This window comes from Spirosoma fluviale (assembly GCF_900230225.1).
Taxonomy (GTDB): Bacteria; Bacteroidota; Bacteroidia; order Cytophagales; family Spirosomataceae; genus Spirosoma; species Spirosoma fluviale.
In genome coordinates this window covers 105,431-119,325 of the sequence record NZ_OCNH01000006.1, presented here as the reverse complement: position 1 = coordinate 119,325, position 13,895 = coordinate 105,431, and the positions used below count along the sequence as shown (strand labels likewise).

Sequence of the window (13,895 nt, the reverse complement as noted above, 5' to 3'; positions counted from 1 at the left end):
TACTACTTACCACTTATTAGTTTACGCCTTATCAAGCTTATGCTGACATCCGATTGACGGATGCATCAGCTAGTTCAGCACCGATAGCCACTTCTTTTGTTTCAATTGAGCCCAGGTTTTGAAACGACAACAGGGTTGTATTTTCATACACGCCTAAGTTCGCATCCCGAACACGTTCCATGATAGGCCGAAGTGCACAAGTCACTTCATCATTGCAATCATCGCATTTGACGTAGAAATTAAACGAAACGCAGGGGGTTGGCGCAATGGGGCCATCAATAACCCGCAGTACCTGTGCTAGATTTACCCGGCCCGGATCTACACGAAGCAAATAACCACCACCTTTTCCCTTTTGGCTTTGCAGGATTCCGTGGTTTCGCAGTTCAAGAAGAATAGCCTCTAAAAACTTTTTAGGGATGTTCTCCTTTGCAGAAATGTAAGAGATTAGTACGGGGCCTTTGCCGTACTCTTCAGTCAAAACCTTGAGGGCTTTGATGGCATACTTTGCTTTCTTAGAAATCATTGTTACGGTGATTGATTGGGTTTTGGAAATGAACATGTTCACTTCCCGAACTGGCTTTTGGCCAGAACAAGTATGCAAATTAATAAGTCCTTAATTATCAGTCAAAAAGTCAACGATATTATGCAAAAGAAAAAAAGCAGCGTTTTTACGCAGTCACCTACCCTTCCGTAACGTTTAATTAAATCTATAGCCAAACATTGCATTTTGGCCTAAAAGTTCATGGATTTAGTTGGGTATTAGACTTATAAGGATACCAGAAGTAACATTTATTTTCATTAATTACTGATTATAGGCTCTTTAATCCATATAATTCATTTCTATATTTATATCCTACGGTACATACCAAAATAAAAAAAGCCGGTGCAAAGCCCCGGCCTTTTCTTGCGACACCAATATAAAAATTGTTTACTCTTTCTTACTATTTATCGTAATTGGCATTCTGAGGATCGAAGTTTGTCCAGCCAGCTAACCAGTTTTCTGTATTGAAAGCACCGCGGTAAGGAGCCGCTGTGAAGAATGAATCGGCCAGTTTGCCACCTGTTGCTGCGTTAGCGGCCACCAATAAAGGAGACGTTGCCTGTGGCAGGAAGTTCGGCGCTGTCAGGTTGAAGTTTTGTGCATTCAGCAGTAACGACGTGATGTCCGTTCCGATGATCTGATTCTTGCGGGACGCCAGATTAAAGTACGCCTGAGCAGCCCCTGTCGTTACATCACCGATACCACGAACAACTGTAGTCGAGTTCGGAACTTCAGAGTTACCCAGAACAATTCCCTGTAATTCCAAGCTACCGTCGTTTATATTAGCCAGTGTGCCGGCAGTTGTTCCTTCCAGACGTAAGCCTTCCGGAAATCCGGTCATCACTGAGTTATAAATACTGATTCTTGTATTACGGCGTAAGTGCATGGCCGCCCGGTAGGCACCTGAACCGCCCGGCGTGTTGGCGCTGCTTGGAACACCTGGGTTGAAGGCAAACGCACTCATGTTGGCGAAGATAGGTGACGTTATGGGCAGACCAGCCGTAACGGGTACCCCCGGATCGAAATTGTCTGATTCAAAGGCTTCGGAACCCGACTGATCGGCCACGTTTGGATCGCGCAGGGCTACACCAAACTGTACCTTGCCGCTATAGCCAAAATCAGTATCGAAATCATCGTCGAAGGTGCGGAGGGCAACCAGGTATTTAGCATTAGCCGTACCACCAAACCACTCAAATGCATCGTCACCACTGTAGGAAACCTGAATGTGATCGAGGGTTGTACCCGAACCAACCTGATATAGCGTTAATCCGTTGATTTCACTGTTTGGCGTAGCTGACAACGCAACCCCCGGAAACTCAATCCGGACATACTGCATCGTGCCTGAATTGTCATTCGACACATTCAGGGTTGCGTCGAACGTACCCCGGATACCGCCTTCAAATGCCCGCGACGTACCTTGGTTGGACGGTGCGCGACCAATCAGCACCACGCCACCCCAGTCGCCATATTTACGTGAACCGGCAGGCTGTGACGATGTAAATATGATTGGCTGCGTAGCCGTCCCTTTAGCTTCTATCCGTGAACCCCGGTCGATAATTAACGTTCCGGGACGGTTCTGTCCTTCAGGGTCCTGGCTTCCTGTATAGCCCCGGATGATGGTGCCCGGCTCAATTGTAAGTACAGCATTATTGGTTACGTACACATACCCCTTCAACGCGTAAATGGTATTGGCAGAAAGGGTTCTGCTGGCCGTGATCGAATTGGGCAGCGTTTCGACAGGACGGTTGGCTATTGTAAAGCTAGCTGTCGATGGGCTCTGAACCGTTACACCACCTGAGGTAATTGAAATAGGTCCATTTTGTGCCGTTGCGGGTACAACTACCGTCAACGATGTTGTTGTAGCCGCCGTAACCTGCGCTGGTGCATTGCCACTGAATACAACCGTGTTACTGGCAGGCGTAGCATTGAAGCTAGTTCCGGTAATAACGATTGACGCACCTATCGGAGCCTGTGTTGGGTTGATGCTTGTGATAGAAAGGGGGTCGATGGTTGGCTCATCGTCGTTCTTACAGGCTGAAATAGTTACGGTCAGGCCAATTGCAAGAAGCAGCAGCGACTGATAACGTTTAATAAATTGCATAAAATGGATTTGGTTAGATTATTATGATAGTTGTTGAGTATCAATGTGTTTATCAGGGAACTACAATGCGTCGACCCAGGGTATAAACACCGGTTAGTGTTATATACTGGCCACGGCGGTATTTTATATAATCCTGATCGGCGTTAGCGGTGCGCGAGGTAACATCCTTTCCAATCTTGCGATCCCCGTTAAAGTCCTGAGAGAACCGGAAAGGCGCATTGAAGATGTCCTGTATACCCAGACGCAGTTCAAGCTGCTTGTTGAATGTTTTGCTGATATTGACGTCCACCACATGGCGGGGCATTTCGTAGGTAGTTGGGTCTTCGATATTACCCACCAGAAATATGCGCGGACCGGCTACGTTATATAGCACATTGTACTGCCAGTCGGTGGTGGGGTTGGCGTAATACAGTCCCAGATTGATCAGGTAGGGCGACTGATTGGCCAGGGCGCGGTTCCGGTCGGTACTGTTCCCGAATCGCTCGATGATGCCGCTTGGTCCCGGTGCTTCAATAACATCTCCGGTTGTTACCCGACTGTTTATGTACGAAGCGTTGCCCACAACCTGGAGGTTTTGTAAGAAGGCGCTGCTGGAGTTGCTGAAGCCTTTCCGAAACTCCAGTTCCAGACCATAGTTACGAGCCGAAATCGCATTCGTAAACGTAAAGGTGAAGGCCCCCGGAATAGGAATCAGGAATGATTCTATGGGGTTGGTAAAGCCTTTGTAAAACGCGGTAATCGAAATCAATTCGTTAGGCGTTGGGTAGAACTCATACTTTAAGTCGAAGTTCTGAATGGTGGCCGTCTTAAGTCCAGTATTTCCCTGCACTTCAATCTGCCGGGCAAAATCATAATACCGAAACGGTGCCAATTCACGTAACTCAGGTCGGTTGACCGTTGTTGAATAGGCTGCGCGAAGGTTCTGCCGGTCAGTAAGTTTATAGGTAAAGTTGACCGAAGGCAGCGGACTGAAAATATTGTTATCGACCAGTGGTTTTCCGGTGGGCGCATTGGCTAACCGGAGAGTTTGGTTGTAAAACTCGCCCCGGAAACCAAGCGTAAGGTTGGCCCGCGACCCAAAGTTAACGTCGCCCGACACATACCCTGCGGCATAGGTGGTCTTACCATTATATGAGTCGTTATCAACCGTACCATCCAGAAGGCTGAAGCTTCCTTCCCGACCGGTTACGTTTTCAGGGGCAAATGCCTGACCAACGCCCAGACCACTAATGTTATTGATCAACCCTACGCGCTCATAGCCATAGAAACGGGCGGCAAAGTCGCGGTTGCGACGCTCCCCATACACCCCAGCCCGGATACGATTCGGTTCCCGGTCGGTTGGATTGCCGAACGTATGTTCGTAATTACCAATCAATGATACGACCTGCTCATTCAACTTGGAGTAGAAACGGCCAACGTTGAGTGGGTTAGGCTGAACCGGCACATTGAGCCGGAACGGTTCAGGCTGCCCATCGGCACCCAAGGCACCCTGCGGGCGTGTATACTGAGCGCGTTTCCAGTCGGGCTCCCAACGTCCGGAATACCCGTAGCTGGCAATCCAGTTCACTTTAGTCAACTGGCTCAGCGAATGCTCGCCCGATACCTGCGAGCTTAGGATACTCCGGTTCTCAAAACGCTCCGAGTAGCTTTGCACATCAACACCATCGATCACGAAGCTCCCGTTCCGGACAACCGTTTCGGTCGATCCTAACTGATTAAAGAGCGTTTTCCATTCCAGCGTAAAATTAGGCGAGAAGCGAAACGTCCAGTTATGTAAAACGCCTAGCCGGGTAGACCGGGCGTAGGTGGCATCATTGTATTCCTGCTGAACGTCATTTGCTGTCGTATTTTCATACAGCTTCAGGTTCACGTCAGTAAATTGATTCGTCAGGGCGTAGTTGATACTCGTCAGGTTGCTTACCCGTACATTTCCCAGTTCAAACCGCCGACCAGTATTGAACGCAATCCGCACATCAGGTGCCACGTTCACATTGGTTAGCCCCCAGTTATTGGGCAACAGACGAGCGTAAGTAGCCCGCCGAATGGTGCTCAGACTATTAAATTCGCCCGCCTTTTGTGGAAAACTCGTTGGAATCTGCTGTTTTGAATCCCACATCCCTAATGCATTGAGGCCACCCCGATTATGTGACTGTACATTCTGAAAGGTTGTATTGGCCCGGTAGCCTACGGTGACGCCCACATCGGTAAAGTTTTGTTCGGGACGGCGCTTCGTATAGATCTTGATAACACCGCCGGCAAAATCTCCAGGCAATTCCGCTGAACCGGATTTGTAGACGATCATCCGGTCGAGGATGTTACTGGGCACGATATCGAATGAAAAGGAGCGGGATTCTACTTCGGTTGATGGGGCGATAACGTCATTGATAAGAACGTTATTATATCGAGTACCCAGACCCCGAATCAGCACAAACCGGTTATCGACAAGACTCACACCCGGCACCCGGCGAATGGCCGCTGCGGCATCGCGGTCCTGCGATTTCTGGATTTGCTGGGCCGAAATACCAACAGCAATTGGTTTCAACTGCTTGATTTCGGTAATAACAGCGATCTCCGTATTCGTTGCCTTGTTGGCCCGGACAACTACCTCCTGGAGTGATGTGCCTTCTTCATCCAGTTCCGTCTCGATGGCCGTGGTGTTGCCCGACTCAACCCGAACGTTTGGAATTTCCCGGGTTTTATAAGAGATGTACGAAATAACGATTTTGTGTGTACCGGCTGGCACGTTGGCCAGATTGAAGTTGCCTTCGATGTCGGTGGTGCTACCGAGTTGGGTACCGTCTACGCGTACAGTACAGCCAATAAGCGATTCTTTTGTTTTTCCGTCTTTAACGGTTCCCCGAATAGTGCCAGTCTGCGCAAATACTGCCGTTGACAGCAGGGAGAAGAGGATAAGTAATACGTTGCGGTTCATTTTTAGTTTTGGTATCGCTTTTAAGCGCTGCAAAACTACCTGTTCAGTATTACCTCAATATTACACGAATATTAACGTTTAAGCCGATTTTAGTAATATAAACTACTCCCCATTATTCCCTATAAATGCCCCATTTTTATGCCTACTCGTTTGGTCAACGCCTAATCAGACAAAATAATATATGGCATAAAGACTTTTACAGTCTAATTTCTTTGGAACGAAATGTGGATTCAGACAACTTATCTAGAGAAATCTACTCAACAAATAGACAATGTGAAGCAATAAATCAAAACTCTAAATTAACTATTAATCCACTGATAATCAAATAATTATCCTACAAATGCAAACCATTTTTCCTTTAGTTAACAGTTAGTCTCAAGTGGTCATTTCGTAATATTGAGGTAACAGCCATCAGCGGATAAACGTGAGTTTGCGGTGATAGTCACCAACTTATCGTCAGATGAGATGGCTATTCAAGAGTTCGATTGACCCGCCGTGTTCACATTGGCAAATGCAGGTTGGTACCCACTACACGTTTTAATAGGTGCTCTTTTTGTTCCAGTAACGTCAGGTAGGGAATTACTGTTGGTCTGGCATTCGTGGCTTATCGGCTTAGCTGAGTTGACCACCGTGGAGTCCCAAAATTTTGAACCAGCCGTCCATAAGGTGGCCTGCGTTCCCGAAAGGGGTTAGCCGACAGCCGGGCCGCACAGCCGACATGCGTAAATAGCGGGTTGAGTAAGTTAGCCCGGTGGTGGGGCGAGTTCAGCCATTGTACTACGGCGTAGCGGGCATAACTGGCATAGGTGTGGGGACGGTATAGTTGCTTACTCTGCACGTTCAGATACTCATATTGACGCGTGCTTCTGTTAAACCGAACGCCAAACGAGTCGGGTGTATCAATGGTTTGATACTGCCCGATGTTCTCGGCCATCCGATTGAAGCGATCCGTCTGTTTCTGAACCCGGTTAAGCAAGGTAACTTCCGACAAGTTGTAGAGATTGTCGTGACTGACATAATCATACTGAATCATGGAGCTGGCATGACCCTGAGCAGCCTGATATAAAGCCGGATCGTAGGTAAGAATCGGTAACCCGGCCGCCCGGCGGGCCTCATTAGTGGCCTGAAACAGAGCGAGGTCCAGCAAGAGTGTATCTGGGCTCTCTAAAGGCAACAGTTGCTGGGTGCGCGACTGCGCAAAAAATACGTCGTCAACCAGTTGATAGTCCGGTGGTGGCGGGCCGGGCATCTGCGTAAGCCATTGGCTGAGCTGAAAGATAAACCACCAGTTCATCGGCAGATTTGGTTATACAGGATTCTCCTATCAATCCTATTACCTAAAGAGAGTACGCATAAAATTTTACCAGCCAGCTATGCATTGCGCGTTCATCTTATGCGACTACCCTGCCAACCGTATCTCGAACGACAGGCAGTTATGCCATATTCCTTTGACTACTATAAAATGCTTATATAGGTCTGTATTGTGCTATTTTTCTGAATGGTTTTGTGCGGATTATGTGAATGGAATATCTCTAGGTTGACAGCATGACCGTTGGTTAAGTCAAAGAGTAAAAGCAACGGTTATTATCTTTTAAAAGCAGTAAATCCAAACTCAACAACCATGAAAACTTTGCTTTACTGTAGCCTACTGCTATTAACCTTGTCTTGTAAAAAGGCTCCATCTGATATCGTCGATCCTGAACCAGACACCGTGCTAGCCGAATACCCAGACTGGTACACGCTCACAGCTCCCGTGGACAAAGAAATTAAAGGGGTGTGGGGCGACCGGGACAAGACAGTACTAGTCACCACGGGTTTCGCCGTGTTCCGATCGACCGACCAAGGTCAGCACTGGCAAGAGGTGCTCCCCCAACAGTCCATTGGCATATTTGGCATCGTTCAGAATCAAGATACCTTGTTTACGATGACCGGCCTAAACAATCAATCCAACGGAAATACCTATCAGCAAGTGCTGGTTCACGCTAATAATTATAGTCTGGACGATGGGATAACCTGGCAGCCATACACAAAGCGGAATCCTTTGCTTGATGAACCTCGATCAGGTCAAACAATCGATAAGCGACTATTGATTAATCCTGTGACTGCATCTACGGGAACTACATACAGGATTAACCAAGTCTTTTTAGATGGTCCTTCAGCTACCAGTGGTCCATTTGAAACGCCTGGCGTGATTACTTCGGATGGGCGTAGGATTGATCTGCCTCAACTTCATCAACTCAACAGTCTATTCTTAGATAGTCAGCAACGACTTTACGTAGCGGGTACTGACGCCGTTTGCGGACGAGGTGGCAAAACGGGTGTGACTAGTCGCTTATAGGTTTGTTACTACCTGGATTATTCATGTATTTGCCAACAACTAAACAGATAATCTTAACAAATAAAGCTATGAATTATAGACAACTAACCGGACTGACTTTAGTAATAGGTTCTAGCTTTTTAGGGAGTGCGTGTAGTAAAACCAACCTGGTTATACCCGCGGCACCCACTGCTGCCTTAGTCAACAAACAAGGTGAGGATTCGCGTCCCCTCTTTTTTGTCAACAACGTAGAGGTGAAGGATTTTAAGCAAGCTAAAATTGGGCCGAATGATATTGAAAGTATCAACGTCTTGAAGCCATCGGCCACCAACGACCTGGTCAGCACATATGGCCCAAAAGCTAAGAACGGAGTGATTTTTGTGACCACGAAGAGGGCCAAATAGAACGTTTATTACGTAAACGTACAACTCCTGATTACTAGTTGAAGTAGTTAGGAGTTGTACGTTTAAAAGGGCAGTTTTATAACTAGGGTGGCTGTTGCAAAAGTCGATAGGCCACTTTCTAAGCTCCGTTGATCCGGACTTTTCGGCCATCTTATGGCAGGTATTTGACGGGTAAGCTTGGCTCTCCGGCATCCTTCCAGACTTTCGCAACAGCCACAAGGGCGCAAGAAGAAAGATCTGTATTATCTAAATTAGGAAGTAAAGTTGACATGAAGATCAGTTGCCAATCCGATTTTTTTGTAATGTTGGGAGTATCTTAATCCCCCTCAAGTATGAATCCCGTTTTTATTCAAGTGATCAGTGCCGATGACCAGATGCCCTGTCTAGTCAATGTAAATAGTATCGATACAGTAACTCGTACGGCGAGTACGTACTGCAGGCTATTTATCACTGGCCACACCAAACCGCTAGAGTCGCTGACGGAATATGAAGACGTGTTATCGTTGATTGAGGAGGCTACCAGCCGCCCGATAGCAAAGATGTAAGATGCTACTTCGTAAGACCATTTTCTATTTTCATTCCTATGGCGGTTACGGCATACAGTAGACTACAATACTATATCAATTCGTTTTCTGTTGTATTAAGCTTACCTCAAAACAGGTGCCAACGCCGGGGGTAGATGTCACCGAAATCTGGCCATTCAGCGTATCGACCAGATGTTTGACCAAAGGAAGTCCAAAACCATAGCCCGACTCTCCGGCCGTTCCGTTACTCGAATGATTTTGCCCGTTTAGTAAAGTCGCAATCTTTTCGCTCGTCATACCGGTACCAGAATCCTGAACGGTAAGGTTGAGAATGTTGTGTGATCCCTCCATTGTCAACTTGGTATTAACCAGTACCAAACCTTCCTCCTGCGTAAACTTAATGGCATTGGAGATCAGATTCCCTACAATCTGAGCGATCTTATTACGGGAAAACGGAATCAGTTCCGTGGTTGCATCCGTCGAAACCGAAAAACGAATTCCCTTGGCGAGTGCCTGAGGAGCATACAGCTTTTCCAGGTTCTCCTTTAACTTGACCTGGTGGAAAATCTCTTTTTGATAGGTGCTCTCGTTTTCGTGCTTCCATTTGTCGTCGTTTACCAGGATCTCATCGGCCAGTTCGAGCAGTGATTTACTACTCATCTGAATGAGCTGAATAAAATCCAATATCTCTTTGAGCTTAAAACTGTCCCCACCGGCAGTAACCAGCTGGGCCATGCTGATGATACCTCCCAAAGGCCCCCGGATGTCGTGCGCTGCCCGTTTTCGGGATTCGTTGAGTTCCGATGCCTGCCGTTTTAAATACTGTATTTCCCGAACGGTATTCAATCGGCTAACTACTTCAGCGGCTATAATTCGCAGGAGTTCAATTTTTTCGGGATCAAGCTCCTTGGTACTTGTGTCGAGTACGCAAAGTGCGCCAAGGTGGCGGCCATTGCTCGACTTTAAGGGAATACCAAAATAATACCGCAAACGAGGGTCGTCGGCTACATAGGATTGGCTCGAAAAACGGCTGTCGAGTTGTAAATCTTTGACTTCAAAACTGTCAGGCTCCAGAATAGTATACTGACAGACAGAGTTCTCACGGGGCATAGAATCCAGGTCTAGCCCATGATTGGTAATAGTCCACTGGGTATAGGAGTCAATAAGGTTGATCAGCGAGATTTCCGTTCCGGTAACTTTGGCCGCCAGCCGGGTAAGGTCTTTAAATTTGTCCTGAAGCCCGGAATAATCCAGGTCCAGGTCTGCTAGATCAACAAGCCGCTGAAACTCGTTTTCAGGAATTAAATAGTTAGTTTTCATTTGAATTGGAGAAGTACGTGTACGGTTATTAAGTATGCTGATTGTATATACTTTCAGTTGCCAGTAAATATATTATTAAGAACAATAATTATATTCTAAAGGGCCAATAATTAATCTATTATTCATATGGAACTTAATCTCAATACTTATTTGACGCTTGCCTGTACTATTGACCACCAAAGAAAAAAGCCAGCGCAATGCGCTGGCCTTTCTGGCGACACCAATATAAGAATTTTACTTGCCGCCTTCCGGCGACGATCTATGCAGTAAAGGTAAACGCCCTGTGTTACATCAATATTACGACACGATTATGCTAAGGTTATATATGATGTCAGCCATCAGCCTTACTCAATTACGCCATTTTGCGGACTGTTGATACCCTCTCCCTTCTCCTGCCAGAATCCGTTGACGAAGGTGTATTTGATCTCCTTCCCCTTCATCAGTAGAAAAGTTGGAATTTGCTCCAGTTGAAGCGGTTGCGCCGGAGCGTCACCCTCATATAAAAGATGCACCAATTGCTTCGGCTGACTTTCTTTGTCGGCCTGCTTTATTCTGAACAAAACAATTCCATCGCGCCGGAGGGCGGGCAAATCGAGTTTGTCCAGATCGGCAACGGAGTTGAGCACATCAACATAGGTTTTCGCGGGAACGAGGGTCAGGCCGGTGGCGTCGATTTCGTCCAGCCCATAAAAGGTCGACAGATCGCCTATGTCGTCGATGCTGCTTTTATACTGAAACGTTCTAGCTTCCTTATCGTTGACCTCACTGTAGTTGATGCCTACATCGACCATCACCGGTCGGCCTTCGCGCACAACCGTGGCGTTGCGAATGAGTACATCGAACAGGGCACGACCGTTTTCGGGAATGGCCTGATACTCGGCAACACCCTCCTGCCGGTACGACCCATCGGCAATGGACTTTAGCGCGGATAGGATCGCTACGAAGTTGAGCCGACGAATAGTCATCTTTTCGGAGTCGCCTTTGAAGCCCCCCGACTCGATCAGAATCAGCGTTGTTCCCCATTTCTGGATGTTATCACCGAAGGCTCTGGGCTCAAATTCATCGTCGTAACGCGCCACCTGCCCCGGTATAAACTGCTGCAACACGCGGTTCATACCCGTAATAAGCTGCATGGATCGCTGACGTACGTCGTTAATGTTGCGGTCTTCGTCGTAGGCCGTAGCCAGAAACGACACCACCGCCTGTTTGCCGGTTTTACCCACACTGTAGCGAGGATTCTGGTCGTGCAGGTTAAAGCCGACAAGTGGCCTGAGGGTCTGTTGCATCTGTTTCAACAAGGCTCCTTCCGGCGTTTGCAGCCGCAGCGCATCCCGGTTCATGTCAATGTCCGTGGCTGTTCGGCGCTGGAAACGCTCGGCCCCATCGGGATTGAGCATCGGAATAAAATAGAGGCTCGTTTTGTCCAGAATAGTCTGCCGGAAAGTGTCGAAGCCATCGTTTTTTGCCTGGAGGAAATTGAAAATGTCGAACAGCGCCATCGTGGCCGTGGCCTCGTCGCCGTGCATCTGGCTCCAGAGCAGCACCTTCGTTGCGCCCGTTCCAGCTTTCACCTGATAGATCGCCCGTTTCTCCAGCGACTCCCCCACCTGACTCACCGACAGTGGTTGCCCGACTGCCTGCAAAACGGTCACCATCTCGGCATGTTTGAATCGCCGGTGACTGAAGGCTTTTTCTTTGTATATTTCGTGGGTGTCGTGTAACCGACGGGCTTCTTCCTGAGCGAGCAAGTGAGTTGAGGTCATTAGAAATAAAGAGAGAAAGACAGGTAGCTTCATGCTGTTTTTTGTCCAAGCCATAGCCCGCCAACCGAAGCCAGTAAACACAGGGTTACATTAAGACCAATATTAACAAGTGCAGCTCCCGGCCGATTACTTTGCAGGAGTGCGACGGTATCATTACTAAAGCTGGAAAAAGTGCTGAGCCCTCCACAAAAGCCAACGCCAATTAGCAAACGCATCTCCTCGCCCGTAGTCCGACTCAGAACCCAACCCATCACCGAACCCAGCACAAAACTGGCGATTACGTTAACGACCAGCGTAGCTGTTGGGAAAGATATACCCAGGAATGTGGTCGGCATGAGCTTGCCTGTAGCGTACCGAAGCAGGCTACCAGCCCCACCGCCCACAAAAACCAGTACATACGGATGTGTTAGTAGAGATCTCATGTAGTGCCGACCGTCCCGGTCGGGTGAAGTGCAGTTTAGCATTGAGCAGAGGCATCGTTCGATTTACGCCCGACCGGGACGGTTCGACGTATCGACGGTCGGTACTGCCAGCTACGGCAAACATACAAAAAACGGCAACGCCGAACGGCAGAACGGCCATTAGAATCGCCGATGGGCCATTTTTTTCGCTATCATTGTAAAATACCCGAGTCCAAAACGTTGCCCCCACCGCCCGACTATGGCCCAGAATCAACTCAAAAAATTATTAGGCGTCGGTTTCGGCGTGGCCGTTACCATTGGCGGCACCATTGGCACCGGCATTTTGCGGAAGCCCGGCCCGATTGCGCAGGACATCGGCAATCCGGTTCTGATCATCGCCGTTTGGCTGATTGTGGGCGTCTATGCGCTGGCGGGATCGCTCTCGGTCATGGAACTGGGCACCATGCTGCCCAAAGCCGGGGGCTGGTATGTGTATGCCCGGCGGGCGTTCGGCAATTACGCGGGCTTTATCATCGGCATTAGCAGCTGGCTCGGCAGCGTGTCGGCCATGGCCTTTGGAGCGGCCGTTATGAGCGAATACATCAGCCTCATGGCCCCTTCGATGGTTGATTATCAGAAGATTATCGCCATTGGCATTCTGGCCGCTTTTGTGGCGTTTCACTCGATTGGCGTACGGCTGGCGAGCCGGGCGCAGGAAGTCATGAGCGTGCTGAAGGGCGTTGGTCTGCTGGTATTCGTTGTCGTTTGCTTCGTGGTCAAACCCGACCAGCCAGTTGCCGCCACCGCCGAAACCATCCGGCCCCTGGCCGAAGGGGGCGTTTGGCTGGGTGTGTTAGCAGCTTTACAGGCCGTTTTTTATACCTACGATGGATGGCATACAGCGGCCTATTTTACGGAAGAAGACGTTGACCCAAGCCGAAACCTCCCCCGGTCCATGATCAGCGGGGTGCTGCTGATCATCGGTATTTACGTACTGGTAAATCTGGCACTGTTGTACGTGTTACCCGTTTCGGCGCTGGCGGGAACGAAACTCCCGGCGGCCGATGCCGTGCAGGTGCTGTTCGGGCCGGGCAGTGCACAGGTCGTTACCTTCCTGCTGATGATTTCCATTATGGGCATCATCAACGCCCAGATCATGTTTAACCCCCGCGTTATTTTCGCGATGGGCCGCGACGGACTCTTTTTCCGCTTCGTGACGCAGGTCAATTCGGGTGGTACCCCGCTGAATGCTACGCTGCTGACAGCCGGTGCTTCTATCCTGATGATTTTGACCAACACCTACAGCAAACTCTCGGACATTGCCACTTTCTTTTTCGTGCTCTGTTACGCATCGGCTTTTGCCGCTCTTATTCGACTTCGCCAGACCGAGCCGGAACTTGACCGGCCTGTGCATGCGTGGGGCTATCCCTTTTCAACCTGGACACTGCTCATTGCCTCGCTGGCGTTTCTGTTTGGCGTGGTTATCGGCGATTTTTCGAGCAGCATGTATGCACTTGGTTTTATAGCGGTAAGCTACCCGGTGTATTTGCTCATAAAAAAATAACTATAACATGTTTGTATGTAAATATTTG

Annotated in this window: 10 protein-coding genes; 3 read left to right on the top strand and 7 right to left on the bottom strand. The window is 48.6% G+C overall.

Features of this window, described 5'->3' with window-relative positions; translation table 11 throughout:
• Nucleotides 1-37: 37 nt before the first annotated feature.
• The 4 genes from CRO74_RS25440 to CRO74_RS25425 form a co-directional block, all read right to left on the bottom strand.
• The gene (locus tag CRO74_RS25440; protein WP_097130547.1) at nucleotides 38-523 is read right to left on the bottom strand and encodes an RrF2 family transcriptional regulator; all 486 of its coding nucleotides are present in this window, start codon (nucleotides 521-523) and stop codon (nucleotides 38-40) included.
• A gap of 418 nt (nucleotides 524-941) precedes the next feature.
• Nucleotides 942-2,642: an IPT/TIG domain-containing protein gene (locus CRO74_RS25435; protein WP_097130151.1), complete on the bottom strand. Its 1,701-nt coding sequence runs from the start codon at nucleotides 2,640-2,642 to the stop codon at nucleotides 942-944.
• A gap of 52 nt (nucleotides 2,643-2,694) precedes the next feature.
• A complete protein-coding gene (locus tag CRO74_RS25430) occupies nucleotides 2,695-5,574 on the bottom strand; it encodes a TonB-dependent receptor (protein WP_097130149.1) in 2,880 nt (959 codons plus the stop codon).
• 604 nt (nucleotides 5,575-6,178) lie between these two features.
• Nucleotides 6,179-6,868 (bottom strand): CAP domain-containing protein, encoded by a 690-nt coding sequence (locus CRO74_RS25425; protein WP_097130147.1) that lies wholly within the window; start codon nucleotides 6,866-6,868, stop codon nucleotides 6,179-6,181.
• A 327-nt stretch (nucleotides 6,869-7,195) separates the two neighbouring features.
• Here CRO74_RS25425 and CRO74_RS25420 point away from each other — a divergent pair, with 327 nt between their 5' ends.
• Together CRO74_RS25420 and CRO74_RS25415 are read left to right on the top strand one after the other, a co-directional pair.
• Entirely contained in the window at nucleotides 7,196-7,912 is a 717-nt protein-coding gene (locus CRO74_RS25420; RefSeq protein WP_097130146.1) for a hypothetical protein, read from the top strand.
• Between the two features lie 68 nt (nucleotides 7,913-7,980).
• Entirely contained in the window at nucleotides 7,981-8,295 is a 315-nt protein-coding gene (locus CRO74_RS25415) for a hypothetical protein (protein ID WP_097130143.1), read from the top strand.
• 620 nt (nucleotides 8,296-8,915) lie between these two features.
• On the opposite strand, the gene CRO74_RS25410 is transcribed toward CRO74_RS25415, so the two are convergent.
• From CRO74_RS25410 to crcB, 3 genes are all read right to left on the bottom strand, one after another.
• The gene (locus CRO74_RS25410) at nucleotides 8,916-10,139 is read right to left on the bottom strand and encodes a GAF domain-containing sensor histidine kinase (protein WP_097130141.1); all 1,224 of its coding nucleotides are present in this window, start codon (nucleotides 10,137-10,139) and stop codon (nucleotides 8,916-8,918) included.
• Between the two features lie 344 nt (nucleotides 10,140-10,483).
• Entirely contained in the window at nucleotides 10,484-11,902 is a 1,419-nt protein-coding gene (locus tag CRO74_RS25405; protein WP_179830300.1) for a M14 family zinc carboxypeptidase, read from the bottom strand.
• A 29-nt stretch (nucleotides 11,903-11,931) separates the two neighbouring features.
• On the bottom strand, nucleotides 11,932-12,324 hold the full coding sequence (gene crcB / locus CRO74_RS25400; protein ID WP_097130137.1) for a fluoride efflux transporter CrcB: 393 nt from the start codon (nucleotides 12,322-12,324) through the stop codon (nucleotides 11,932-11,934).
• A 238-nt stretch (nucleotides 12,325-12,562) separates the two neighbouring features.
• On the opposite strand from crcB, the gene CRO74_RS25395 reads away from it, so the two are divergent.
• On the top strand, nucleotides 12,563-13,867 hold the full coding sequence (locus CRO74_RS25395; protein WP_097130136.1) for an APC family permease: 1,305 nt from the start codon (nucleotides 12,563-12,565) through the stop codon (nucleotides 13,865-13,867).
• Nucleotides 13,868-13,895: the final 28 nt, after the last annotated feature.

Excerpts from the sequence above, each read along its gene's own strand:
- CRO74_RS25440 (WP_097130547.1), bottom strand. The coding sequence starts at position 523 with ATGATTTCTAAGAAAGCAAAGTATGCCATCAAAGCCCTCAAGGTTTTG.
- CRO74_RS25435 (WP_097130151.1), bottom strand. The coding sequence starts at position 2,642 with ATGCAATTTATTAAACGTTATCAGTCGCTGCTGCTTCTTGCAATTGGC.
- CRO74_RS25430 (WP_097130149.1), bottom strand. The coding sequence starts at position 5,574 with ATGAACCGCAACGTATTACTTATCCTCTTCTCCCTGCTGTCAACGGCA.
- CRO74_RS25425 (WP_097130147.1), bottom strand. The coding sequence starts at position 6,868 with ATGAACTGGTGGTTTATCTTTCAGCTCAGCCAATGGCTTACGCAGATG.
- CRO74_RS25420 (WP_097130146.1), top strand. The coding sequence starts at position 7,196 with ATGAAAACTTTGCTTTACTGTAGCCTACTGCTATTAACCTTGTCTTGT.
- CRO74_RS25415 (WP_097130143.1), top strand. The coding sequence starts at position 7,981 with ATGAATTATAGACAACTAACCGGACTGACTTTAGTAATAGGTTCTAGC.
- CRO74_RS25410 (WP_097130141.1), bottom strand. The coding sequence starts at position 10,139 with ATGAAAACTAACTATTTAATTCCTGAAAACGAGTTTCAGCGGCTTGTT.
- CRO74_RS25405 (WP_179830300.1), bottom strand. The coding sequence starts at position 11,902 with ATGACCTCAACTCACTTGCTCGCTCAGGAAGAAGCCCGTCGGTTACAC.
- crcB (WP_097130137.1), bottom strand. The coding sequence starts at position 12,324 with ATGAGATCTCTACTAACACATCCGTATGTACTGGTTTTTGTGGGCGGT.
- CRO74_RS25395 (WP_097130136.1), top strand. The coding sequence starts at position 12,563 with ATGGCCCAGAATCAACTCAAAAAATTATTAGGCGTCGGTTTCGGCGTG.